At 49.0% G+C, this 12225-nt stretch carries 11 protein-coding genes; 2 read left to right on the forward strand and 9 right to left on the reverse strand.

What is annotated here, in order from left to right; genetic code table 11:
* From ACNA7P_RS08525 to ACNA7P_RS08560, 8 genes are all read right to left on the reverse strand, one after another.
* A partial coding sequence (locus ACNA7P_RS08525) for a protease modulator HflK N-terminal domain-containing protein (RefSeq protein ID WP_416258200.1) occupies positions 1 to 535 on the reverse strand: 535 nt, incomplete at its 3' end.
* Positions 536 to 580: 45 nt separating this feature from the next.
* On the reverse strand, positions 581 to 1864 hold the full coding sequence (hflX, locus tag ACNA7P_RS08530; RefSeq protein ID WP_416258201.1) for a ribosome rescue GTPase HflX: 1284 nt from the start codon (positions 1862 to 1864) through the stop codon (positions 581 to 583).
* 38 nt (positions 1865 to 1902) lie between these two features.
* A complete protein-coding gene (gene hfq, locus ACNA7P_RS08535) occupies positions 1903 to 2148 on the reverse strand; it encodes an RNA chaperone Hfq (protein ID WP_416258202.1) in 246 nt (81 codons plus the stop codon).
* Between the two features lie 233 nt (positions 2149 to 2381).
* The gene (miaA, locus tag ACNA7P_RS08540) at positions 2382 to 3356 is read right to left on the reverse strand and encodes a tRNA (adenosine(37)-N6)-dimethylallyltransferase MiaA (protein ID WP_416258203.1); all 975 of its coding nucleotides are present in this window, start codon (positions 3354 to 3356) and stop codon (positions 2382 to 2384) included.
* On the reverse strand, positions 3353 to 5224 hold the full coding sequence (gene mutL, locus ACNA7P_RS08545) for a DNA mismatch repair endonuclease MutL (protein ID WP_416258204.1): 1872 nt from the start codon (positions 5222 to 5224) through the stop codon (positions 3353 to 3355). Before mutL ends, miaA begins: the two co-directional genes overlap by 4 nt.
* Positions 5225 to 5227: 3 nt before the next feature.
* Entirely contained in the window at positions 5228 to 6595 is a 1368-nt protein-coding gene (locus tag ACNA7P_RS08550) for an N-acetylmuramoyl-L-alanine amidase (RefSeq protein ID WP_416258205.1), read from the reverse strand.
* A 20-nt stretch (positions 6596 to 6615) separates the two neighbouring features.
* Complete coding sequence (gene tsaE, locus ACNA7P_RS08555; protein ID WP_416258206.1) at positions 6616 to 7101, reverse strand: tRNA (adenosine(37)-N6)-threonylcarbamoyltransferase complex ATPase subunit type 1 TsaE; 486 nt, start codon at positions 7099 to 7101, stop codon at positions 6616 to 6618.
* A gap of 25 nt (positions 7102 to 7126) precedes the next feature.
* Entirely contained in the window at positions 7127 to 8659 is a 1533-nt protein-coding gene (locus tag ACNA7P_RS08560; RefSeq protein WP_416258207.1) for an NAD(P)H-hydrate dehydratase, read from the reverse strand.
* Between the two features lie 69 nt (positions 8660 to 8728).
* Here ACNA7P_RS08560 and queG point away from each other — a divergent pair, with 69 nt between their 5' ends.
* Positions 8729 to 9928 carry a tRNA epoxyqueuosine(34) reductase QueG gene (queG, locus tag ACNA7P_RS08565; protein WP_416258208.1) on the forward strand — a complete coding sequence of 400 codons (1200 nt, stop codon included), beginning with the start codon at positions 8729 to 8731 and terminating at the stop codon, positions 9926 to 9928.
* Here queG and ACNA7P_RS08570 read toward each other — a convergent pair.
* Positions 9925 to 10140 (reverse strand): YheV family putative zinc ribbon protein, encoded by a 216-nt coding sequence (locus ACNA7P_RS08570; protein ID WP_416258209.1) that lies wholly within the window; start codon positions 10138 to 10140, stop codon positions 9925 to 9927. The genes queG and ACNA7P_RS08570 overlap by 4 nt on opposite strands.
* Positions 10141 to 10241: 101 nt before the next feature.
* Here ACNA7P_RS08570 and ACNA7P_RS08575 point away from each other — a divergent pair, with 101 nt between their 5' ends.
* Positions 10242 to 12167: an ATP-binding cassette domain-containing protein gene (locus tag ACNA7P_RS08575; protein ID WP_416258210.1), complete on the forward strand. Its 1926-nt coding sequence runs from the start codon at positions 10242 to 10244 to the stop codon at positions 12165 to 12167.
* The last annotated feature ends 58 nt before the right edge of the window (positions 12168 to 12225 follow it).

Raw genomic sequence — 12225 nt, forward strand, 5'->3', positions numbered from 1 at the left:
CGAAACGTAATGCACTATCAGTAATCTGCGATAAGCTCGAATCTGGTGCTTCAACATTGTACAGATAAGCACGTGCATTCATTACGCGATATTGAACTGCTAGCTCTACCCGCACTACGTTTTCATCTTCGGTAAGCATGAAACCTGCAGTTTGTTGCGAGCGAACGTTGTTCACATCAACGTTGGTTACTTGATCAATGAATACAGGACGCCAATGTAAGCCTGAGCCTACTTCAGCATGGTACGCGCCAAAGCGGAGTACTACACCACGTTCTGCTTCTTTCACAGTGTAAAAGCCGGCGATAAACCAAATCACAACCACTAAGCCGAGCACTAAGCCCACTACTTTTTTTGGTATACCGGCGCCACTTCCACTGCTACCACCTTGGCCGCCTTTGCCGCCAAGCCCTAACTTGCCCATGATATTGCGCAAAGCTTCATCAAGATCAGGTGGCCCCTGATCTCTACCACCTTGAGGTTTATTTCCCCATGGATCTTTATCTTTGCCACTATTTCCCGGTTGATTCCAGGCCATTGATAACTCCAGCAAATGCTCTTTTGTTTAAATTCGTGCAATAGCCTAACACAAACTGTTGGTTAACCCATCGCCATATTCTTTCAGTAATCGCTGCCATTCTACGACAGGAACACGCACTGATACTAGCACATCTCCGTCTTTCTGTGGATGCTCTTCCGTAACACACTGAAGCGCGTATAACTTACTACGTAACTTACCTTGATTTGGGCTCAACCTCAGGGTTTCAATCATTAGTTTAGATACCAGCAGATCATGCAGCGCTTCTCGCAGCAGATCAATTCCTGCACCTGTTTGCGCAGAAAGCCATACTTCCGTGGGTTTGCCCTCATCATCGCGAATAATTCGCGGGGTAAGATCGGCTACTAAATCTACTTTATTCATTACTAATAATTGCGGAACTTCGCTAGCGGCTATTTCGGTGAGCACTTTATCAACTTCGAACCGGTTTTCCAGCATGCGCTCATCGTGGCAATCCATAACATGCAGGAGTAGCTCTGCATCACGGGTTTCTTGCAAGGTTGCTTTAAAAGCGGCCACTAAATCATGGGGCAAATGGCGAATGAAGCCCACTGTATCGGCAAGAATAACCGCCCCTACATCGGGCAATTCGTACTTGCGTAAGGTTGGATCGAGCGTAGCGAACAACTGATCTGCCGCATACACGTCACTACCGGTTAAGCGATTAAATAGGGTTGATTTGCCCGCGTTGGTATAGCCCACCAAGGCCAACGTTGGAATTTCTGCACGTTGCCGGCTTCTACGCCCCTGCTCTCGTTGTTTGGATACTTTTTCTAAGCGCGCAAGAATGTTTTTGATGCGCCCACGAATTAATCGGCGATCGGTTTCGAGCTGGGTTTCACCCGGGCCACGTAAGCCAATACCACCTTTTTGCCGCTCTAAGTGAGTCCAGCCGCGAATTAATCGCGTAGAAATATGCCGCAATTGCGCAAGTTCAACTTGCAGCTTACCCTCATGGGTGCGCGCCCGTTGCGCGAAAATATCTAAGATCAGCCCGGTACGATCCAGCACTCGGCATTTCACTTCACGTTCGATATTACGCTCTTGCGAAGGCGAAAGCCGATGATTGAAAATAACAATCTCAGCGCCTGTTGCTTGCACTAATGCTGCTACTTCTTCGGTTTTACCCGAGCCAATAAATAGCCGTGCATCCGGGGAATGTCGTGAGGTGGTAATCACACCAACGGATTCAACACCTGCCGAGGAAACTAATAATTTTAATTCTTCGAGATCTTCCCGTGCCGATTCATTTGGAAATTCCACATGAACCAACACGGCCTGCTCGCCACCTTCATACCGCTCAAACAAGCAAGCCGCTCCTTCACTGTTCGCTTTTGAACAGTGTATTATTCGATATCTTCAGTACCATTCGTTGGCGGATATTGGCTTGGCGTGCGTGCCGGAACCACTGTAGAGATCGCATGTTTATACACCATTTGGCTAACCGTATTTTTCAGTAGCACAACAAATTGATCAAACGATTCAACTTGCCCCTGCAACTTAATACCATTCACCAAGTAAATCGAAACCGGTATTCTTTCCCGACGCAGCGCGTTCAAAAAAGGGTCTTGTAAGGTTTGCCCTTTCGCCATGGTTTGGCTCCTTTATGTTATTAGTATTGTTGCGGCCGCCATTACCTAAATATTGCTCCGCTTTCCATGCAAATTCGCATTCTCACTTACACATAGTTAAACACTATATGGGTACAAAACGCTGCGAATACAAGTTAGTGTAGCAGCAAATTTAAATTTTAGTCCAATCACTTACAATGAGTATCGGCATTCGCAGTGAAATTCTTAAACAAACAAAAAATCAAGTGCGTAAGTTAATCAGGTAACCACGCTTCTGGTGCTAGTGGATCTGCCGAAAGCGCTGCTATTGCTTGCTCGTTAATATCATCTTGCAACGGGTTTAACCACGTGAGGCCACGCCACGAACGTAACCAGGTTATTTGCCGTTTCGCTAACTGGCGAGTAGCAATAATTGCTCGCTCAATCATTTCTTCGTGGCTCATTTCACCATCTAGATATTGCCACATTTGCCGATAGCCAACACAGCGCATAGACGGTAAATCAAGATGCAAATCTCCCCGCGCCCGTAATGCTACTACCTCTTGCTCAAAACCAGCAGCAATCATCATATGAAACCGTTTAGCGATATTCTCATGCAATTGGCTTCGTTCTGGTGGCGCCACGGCAATTTGCCAAGTAGGTCGTGGTAACCCGGGTTGTTGACGCTGGGTTAATTCCGTTAGCGATTTGCCGCTAATGGCAAATACCTCTAACGCGCGCAACAGGCGTTGTGGATCATTCGGATGTATTCTTTTCGCCGCAACGGCATCTATTTTTTGGAGGCGCTCATGCAAGGCTAACCAACCTTGCCGCTCCGCATCATCTTGCAATTGCTTGCGTACCTCAGGATCTGCTGCTGGCAATGCCGATAAACCCGCTAAGAGGGCTCGATAGTAAAGCATAGTTCCGCCCACCAAGAGCGGTATATTGCCGCGCTCTCGAATGCTGTTAATCAGCCGCAATGCATCGGTGCGAAAATTAGCTGCAGAGTATATCTCGGCAGGATCGCAAATATTAATTAAATGATGAGGGCAGGTTTCTAGCTCCTCGCGCGTTGGCTTTGCTGTACCAATATCCATTTCGCGATAAATTAGTGCTGAATCCACACTAACCAACTCAACCGGAAACTGCTTCGCAAGCGCCATAGCTAAAGCGGTTTTACCCGCAGCAGTGGGCCCGCTGAGGCAAATCACTCCCTGCTGTAAATGTTCTACTAGTGCTGCATTCATTGGCTACCACTCTTGGTGGAAATTGATTTGTTTTCGCTTAGGTTGGCTTGCCAATCAATTTCGTTTAGCAACTGCTGCCATTGCGGAATCTGCTTAATCTGCTGCCATAATTGTTTTGCATCCTGTTCCGTATACCGTAACTGAACCGCCTGTGCTGCTAGCCAATTGGGTAATGCGGAGCCTATTACCTGATCAATAAAGCCTTGGGCAGATTCCGCCGTGGTATCTGCCTGCTGCCATAGCGCAGTTAGTTGTTCCAGTAGTTGCGGTAGTAGCGCGCTAATATTGCTGTTTCGCAACATACTTGGCACCTGTTGCACGGTTATTTCGCGGTGTTGTTGCGTGGTTTTGCCCTGCACCAAAAGCAAGCCTAGCTGGCTATACACATGCATAGGTAATTTTAGTAGCGCTGTACTGATTTGCAGTTGCACCGGCAACAATAGTGGTTGGCCAGCAAGGCCTGTAATTAATTGTTGGCGAATACGTTGGCTGAGTATCTGCTGCTGTGCTCTCTGCAAATCGAGTACATAGAGTTTCTCTAGTTGCGCGCTCGGTTCGTTATTTGCCCCTTTAATCAATAGCCAACGATTTTGCAGTAGGCTTAATTGCTGCCAAGCGAGTTGCTCGCCTGCGCCGGGAAGAATGCCCACATTAGCGCAAGCTTGCGGCTGCTGTTCGGTGTTGAGCGCATTAACTGCATTACTGGCTTTATGTATATCGTTAGCAAAATTCTGCGCAGGATTAGTAAAATTTGCTTCGGCCGCTTGATATTGTGCCGCATCATTATTTGGTATTAGCGCCTGATAGCGATAATTGTGCTGGGCTTGCTGCTGTTCACGAACATAAGGTGCGAGCGCATTGCGTAAAGCAGCGAGCACAAAATCATGCACCTGCCGCGCTTGATGAAAACGCACTTCATGTTTGGCTGGGTGCACATTTACATCTACCTCGTGCGCAGGAAGCTCTATGTACAGCACAAATGTGGCTTGTTTATCATCCGGTAGGCTTTCCGCATAGGCTTGGCGCACTGCATGATTTAGCAGTTTATCTTTCATCATGCGGCCGTTCACATACATGTACTGCACATCGCCTTGGTGCCTACAGGCACTAGGAGGTGCAATCCACCCATGTAAGTTCAGCTCGATGTGTGCCATATCTGAGCTCTTAGTTTCCAAGCCCTTAGTTTGCAAGTAAAGCGCTTCCTCACTAAACCGTTTGCCGGCGATTTGCTGCAATCGCTGAGCTACCTTTTGCTCGGTATTTGCCACCCGGTAGTTGCGCAGCATTTGCTGATTATGGCTTAGTTGGATATCGATATCCGGGCAGGCTAAGGCGATTCGGCGCACTACTTCATCAATATGCGCGAATTCGGTTTTCTCCGTACGCAGAAACTTACGCCGCGCGGGCGTATTAAAAAATAAATCTTCTACATCTACTGTGGTGCCATTCGGATGCGCAGCCGGCTCTAATTGCACGCTCATATCCCGACCTTCGCACCAAGCTTGCCATGCCTCATTCTGGCCCGCTGGCTTAGAGGTTAAGCGCAAGCGCGCTACAGAGCTAATACTGGCTAAAGCTTCGCCACGAAAGCCAAGGCTGGCGATCGCCTCTAAATCATCAAGCGTGGAAATTTTGCTGGTAGCATGGCGGCTCAGCGCGAGTGTGAGCTCATCTTTGCCGATGCCACTGCCATTATCACGAATGCGGATTCTGCGCGCGCCACCTTTCTCAATATCAATACGAACTTCTGTGGCGCCAGCATCAATGCAGTTTTCCACCAACTCCTTTACAACAGAAGCTGGCCGCTCTACAACTTCGCCGGCCGCAATCTGGTTTGCTAACTGCGGCGGTAACAATTGAATGGGCATGAGTTACCTTCCCATTGGGATTTCGAGACGCTGACCAACCCGAATTGTGGTGCTGCGCAAATTATTATGCTGCACGATCGCATCTACACTTACGCCATAGCGTTGAGCGATTACCGAAAGTGATTCGCCCCGCGCTACCACATGGGTTTGTAACCGCAGTTCCGCAAGTGAAGTACCGGCTACCGGGTTACGAATAAAGAACTCCCGAATCCCCATGTAAAGCGCATTTGCCAAACGATCTTGATGCTGATTATTAATTAATAAACGTTCTTTATGCGGATTGGAGATAAAACCAAGCTCAACTAATACCGAAGGCGTACGTAGCGCACTTAAAACACCAAAGCTGGCACCTTCCGGGCGGTTTCGATGTAAGCGAGTTACTTTACCCAGCTCCGCTAAAATAATTTGCGCAGCTTCGTAGCCATCAGCCATCGAGTTATCGCGGAACATATCTAACATTGCTCGGTTTAAATACGGATCGTCATCTGCGTCTTGGAGAATGTGCTCCACATCAATCAGCTCTTCACTTAAACGTTCTTTATTTTCCAGTGCTCTACCAAGTTCAGTATCAGAGCGCCGTTGCGAAAGCACCCATACGGAGGCTCCTCGTGGTTGTGAAGAGGTAAACGCATCGGCATGCAAGCTCACAAAGAAATCAGCACGCTCGCGGCGGCCAATACTGGTGCGTTGCGCCAACGATACCGATTGATCACCTGTGCGAGTAAGCACAGCACGCATTCCTGGATCGGCATTAATGCGTGCGGCCAATTTACGTGCCACCGCTAAAGTTACATGCTTTTCTTGGGTGCCTGCAGGGCCAATTGAACCAGGATCTCGGCCGCCATGGCCAGCATCAATCACCACCACTAATGGCCTAATCGGCACAGAATCCAGCGTACGCGGAACGCGAGGCGTACTATCCGGTGCGGGTACTGTTGGTGCCGTTCGAGTTGGTGCTGCTTGGGTTACGTTAGTGGCTCCGGCAATATCTACTACTAACCGATGGCCTGCGCTGCCTGCTGGCCCTAAAGCAAAAATTTCTGGTGTAATAGGGCCGCTGAGTTCAACTACCACTCGGCTTGTTCCTGGCCGAGGCGGCCCGCTTGGGCGAACCACGCGCACCACATCCGAGCGCACATCTACCCCGGCTAAATCTACCCTATTGGTGGTGTTATGAAAATCAATCACCAAGCGGTACGGCGCATTATCAAATATGGTGAAATAGGTATATGTAGGCTCTGCAGATAAATCGAACACTATACGTGTTTTATCTGCAGACGGCGCAACGCGTACTTGGTTGATTGATTGGGCAAACGCATTCACGCCAAACAAGCTCATGCTAACAATTAGCAAAAGCACCACTTGATACATTCGTTTGCACCATCCATGTACTACAGTTGTTTTAATAACGCATCCCCAACTTCACTAAAGGCTACTAACGTAGCTGAACGCCCACTTTCGGCAGGTCTAAGAGTTATTACAATATCGGCCTGTGGCAATATGCCAGCACCACGTTCGGGCCATTCAACCAGGCACAAACTATCGTTCCCAAAATAATCACGAATTCCCATAAATTCAAGCTCTTCTGGGTCTGCTAAGCGATATAAATCAAAATGATACACTCGCCAGTTAGCAAGCTCATAAGGTTCAACTAACGTATAAGTTGGGCTTTTTACTGCCCCATCATGGCCAAGCGCTTGCACAAAACCACGGCTAAAGGTGGTTTTCCCAGCACCCAAATCACCGCGCAGGTAAATTACCGTTGGTTCGCTACAGGCTACAGCCAAGCTTGCACCCAGCGCAATGGTAGCCTCTTCATCTAGTAATGTTTGCTGAATTGTAGTGCGTGCCGGTGGCGTGTTTTGCATACTACTCATGCGCTTAATCGATATCCTGTAAAAATTATTCGGGATTCACCCAAGTACGAATGTGCTCGATAACATCGCTCGCTAGCACCCCTCGGCAATGGCCATTAGCCGCTTGCTCAGCAGCTAAGCTATGGATCATAACACCTGTTTGTGCGGCGCTCTCTGCTTCAATCAGCAAAGCCTGTTGTTGCGCTAGCAAGCCAGCAATAATACCGGTTAACACATCACCCATACCAGCACTCGCTAATGCAGGCGTGCCAAAGGTATTCACCGCTGTTGCCGAAGGCCCACTAATAATACTACCTGCGCCCTTTAATACCACCGTACCGGATAATAATTCTTGCAACGTGGCCGCCGCTAACCAGCGATCCTGCTCAATATCTGCAATGCTGCACTGTAGCAAGCGCGCGGCCTCACCTGGATGCGGCGTATACACCGCACCTTCGGCCACGGGTAGCTCTTCTCCTCGTGCCAATTGTTGAGCTAATAAGTTTAATCCATCTGCATCAATTACCGCTGCAACTGGCTTATCTTGGCTGCGCAAACAAAATCGTTGCCACCAAAGTTTACCCCAAGCACTTTGGCCAAGCCCTGGGCCAATGGCAATCACCGTAGCTTGTTCTAGTAAGGCCTCTGCGGCCGGCGTATCTGCTGCTAAACCGCGCACCATAAGCTCGGGCTGCATACCCACTAAGGCTTCTTCACCCGGCTCACACACCACGCTTACTTTGCCAGCGCCACTGCGCATTGCTGCTGTGGCTGCCATGCGCGCCGCTCCCGCCATGCCAGCACTGCCGCCTATTACTAACACATGGCCAAAGTTACCCTTCTGGCACACCTTGGCTCGCGGTGTTAATTGATGGGCTATTTGTTCTTTGTGTAATAGCCAGGCAGAAGGTTCCGTAAGTAAACGAAACTCGCGCTGAATACCCAAATCAGCGTAAAACAATGTGCCAATGCAATCGGCTGCCATTGCCGTAGTTAAGCCTTTTTTCATCGCCACCATGGTAACGGTGCAGCTCGCTTTTACCGCAACACCCATTATGGTGCCGGTGTTGGCATTTAGGCCGCTGGGCACATCAATCGCCAATACCAGTAAACTTGCTTCATTAAGCGCCTCTATGCACTCCCGAATTTCACCACGAATAGCGCTATTCAAGCCAGTACCAAGCAATGCATCAACTACCCAATCGGGTTCATGCTCAGCCCACTCCATAAGGGGCTCAATTTGCCCACCCAGCGATAGCCACCTTTGCAGCGCGCGTTGGCCATCCTCGGAACGGGGCTCACCATGGGCAAACACCCGCACCTGATACCCTGCCTCCAACGCATGGCACGCCAGCAAGTAGCCATCACCACCGTTATTTCCCGGCCCACATAATACAGCGATACGCGGCTGGGTGTTGTTAGTACACTGCTGTAAACATTGCCAAGCCGCTTCTCCGGCACGTTGCATGAGCTGCCACATACTAACCCCAGCACGAGCTGCCGCTTCAGGTTCAAACTCGCGAACTTGTTCCGGTGTATAAAGCTGCTGTGGTATGCTCTGTGTAATCCATGAGTGCACGGTAATTATCCTCGGCAGGTAAAATTAAATTCTTAGCGCTACCTCAGCATACGATAAATTTGAGTAAAAATGACAGCAAACTACCAAGGTTTAGTGGAAAAAATTAAGCAGTGGGGCCGCGAACTGGGTTTCCAGCAAGTGGGCATTAGCGATCTCGATTTATCGAAACATGAAAAATCCTTACAAGAGTGGCTAGATAAGCAATATCACGGCGAAATGGATTACATGGAACGGCATGGCATGCTGCGTGCTCGGCCTGCTGAACTGCATCCAGGCAGTGTGCGGGCAATTTGTGTGCGCATGAATTACTTACCCGAAGGCGCCCGTTTTGCCGAGGTGCTAAAACAGCCACAACTCGGGTTTGTAAGCCGCTATGCGTTGGGCCGTGATTATCACAAGGTATTACGCAAGCGCTTAAAACAACTGGGCGATAAAATTAGTGCCCACGTGGCAGAGCATCAAGCAGAGTATGGCCTTACTGCTGATTTTCGCCCTTTTGTAGATTCTGCCCCTATTCTTGAGCGCCCTTTGGCAGAAAAAGCAGGGTTAGGCTGGACCGGCAAACACACCCTCTTATTGAATGCAGAAGATGGTTCGTGGTTCTTTTTAGGGGAGTTGTTGATTAACTTACCACTGCCAGTAGATCAACCGCAGCCTGAACAATGCGGAACCTGTACCGCCTGCATTACGATTTGCCCAACCCAAGCTATTGTTGAGCCCTATGTGGTAGATGGAAGGCGCTGTATTAGTTACCTCACCATTGAATATGGCGGGATTATTCCTGAAGAATTCCGCAAACCGATGGGCAATCGTATTTATGGCTGTGATGATTGCCAATTAGTATGCCCGTGGAACCGTTATGCTACCCCAACGCCGGAAAATGATTTTCTCCCCCGACACAAGCTGCATACGCCTGAGCTTTTGGATTTATGGAGTTGGTCAGAAAGCGAGTTTCTAAAACACACCGAAGGCTCGCCTATTCGCCGCATCGGCTATGAACGCTGGCAACGTAACTTAGCGATAGCACTGGGCAATGCATTGGCTCATGTAAGTGCGGAGCACAACGCCGAAGCAACAAACGCAATCATCACGGCATTAAACAACCGCCGCCGCAGCACTACCGAACTAATTGCCGTGCACATTGATTGGGCGCTAGAGCAAGTAAGCACGAATGTTCAAGGCAGCAGTGTTCAAGGCAAAAACGCATCACAGCGGCAAAACCAGCGCTTGGTGCGGGTAGTTGAGAAAGGGTTACCCCGTGATGCTTAAGGTTTGAATACCCCAATTACTTGATCACGGCTTACATTCGAGCTTTTTTTGCCGCTATCATCTTTCTGCATATCGGCTTCACTCATGGTGTAATCGCATTCAACGCAAGTTACATGCTCTTGCTCATCTTCGATATACACCATCATCGAATCCGTTGCTTTGCAATGCGGGCATACCGCCCCAGAAATAAACCGCTTACGTGTGCGTGCCATACATTTTCCTATTTGGGTGCGAGCGCTATTCTCAGGTATCATAAGCGCCCTCATGGGTTGAACCAGAAATACTCAGCAATACTTGGAGCTTATCCGCAGTTATGATTCAAGCCGACAACTTAAGCCTTATTCGTGGTGGCCATCAGCTATTAAAGGCAGCACAGTTTAGCATTTTCCCTGGCCAACGAGTAGGCTTGGTAGGCGCCAATGGCGCTGGTAAATCATCTTTGTTCGCGTTATTACGCGGTGAAATCAAAGAAGATGATGGCCAACTGCATGTGCCCAACGGTTGGCGCATGGCCAGTGTAGCGCAAGAAACCCCTGCGCTCGATACGCCTGCTCGTGCCTACGTAATTTCCGGTGATGCTGAGTATACGGCGATTCGCCAACAATTGGATGAGGCTGAAGCAAAAGGTGATGGTAATGCGATTGCGGTGCTGCATGGCAAACTAGATACCATTGGTGGCTATCAGATTTCTGCTCGGGCGGCCACGCTAATGGCGGGCTTAGGCTTTAGCCAAGCGCAACTGGATGCACCGGTAAAAAGTTTCTCAGGTGGTTGGCGGATGCGGTTGAATTTAGCGCAAGTACTCATTGCCCGCGCCGATCTGCTATTGCTAGATGAGCCCACCAATCACCTGGATTTAGATGCCATTGTTTGGTTAGAAAGCTGGTTGAAACGCTTTGAGGGCACGGTAATCGTAATCTCCCATGATCGCGAATTTTTGGATGGTGTAGTAAATAATATTATCCATATCGAGCGCCAAACCACCCAATGCTATAGCGGTGATTATAGTAGCTTTCAGCGCCAGCGCAGTGAGCGCCGAGCGCAGCAAGCGCAACAGTATGCAAAAGAGCAGCAGCAACGCGCGCATCTACAAAGTTTCGTTGATCGTTTTCGCGCCCAAGCAACCAAAGCTCGCCAAGCACAAAGCCGCTTAAAGGCATTAGAGCGGCTTACCGCAACGGCGCCACTGGGTGATGAAGAACCCTTTGATTTGCATTTTCCAGAACCCAGCAAACTACCTAACCCTCTTATTCAACTCGATGATATTCAAGCGGGCTACAGCAGTGCGGGTGAACAAACTATTATTCTGCAGAAAGTGCATTTAAATTTAGTGCCCGGTAGCCGTATCGGTTTGCTTGGCCGCAACGGTGCTGGTAAATCAACCTTAATGAAAATGCTGGCTGGTGAGTTGCCACCCCAACATGGATTACGCCAAGTAAGCCCAGGGTTAGTAATCGGGTACTTCGCCCAGCACCAGTTAGATACCTTGAGTTTGCAAGACAACCCGGTTACCCATTTGTATCGCATCGATCCAAAAGCTTCTGAGCAAAGCTTACGCGATTATTTGGGCCGCTTCGGTTTCACCGGTGATCGCGCTTATGCGCCCGTAGGCCCTTTTTCTGGTGGTGAAAAAGCACGCTTAGTATTGGCCTTATTGATTTATCAAAAACCGAATTTATTACTCCTAGATGAGCCTACTAACCATCTCGATTTGGATATGCGCGAAGCGCTGATTCAAGCGCTACAAGAATTCAGTGGGGCCATGGTAATTGTTTCGCATGATCGGCACTTCTTGCGAGCCACCGTGGATGATTATTATTTGGTAGCGCACCATCAAGTAGATGCCTTTAAAGGTGATTTAGATGATTACTCGCGCTGGTTAGAAGAGCAAGCCGCGCTGATCAAGGCAGAGCTGCGGGATAATAACAGCAACGAGAGCAGTGCCAATAATGCCGATTCACTGCAAAATCGCAAAGCCCAGCGCCAAGCCGCCGCGCAACAGCGCCAGCAGCTTAAGCCGTTGCGAGATAAGCTGAAGAAAACTGAAGCCGCGATGGAAAAAGCAGAAGCGCGAATGCATAAAATTGAAAACGAGCTGCTTGATACCGATTTGTACCAAAGCGAAAATAAAGAACGCTTGGCCAAGGTTCTGCAAGAACAGGCGCAACTGAAATCTGCACAAGAGCAACTCGAGCTAGATTGGTTCGAACTCAGCGAACAACTGCAAGATAGCGAATAAAAAACCGCGGGAGCACTGCATGTGTTCCAGCGGTTTTTTGCTATGCAGATGGCATAGT

Source organism: Aliidiomarina sp. (genome assembly GCF_047920995.1).
In the GTDB taxonomy this organism is placed as follows: domain Bacteria; phylum Pseudomonadota; class Gammaproteobacteria; order Enterobacterales; family Alteromonadaceae; genus Aliidiomarina.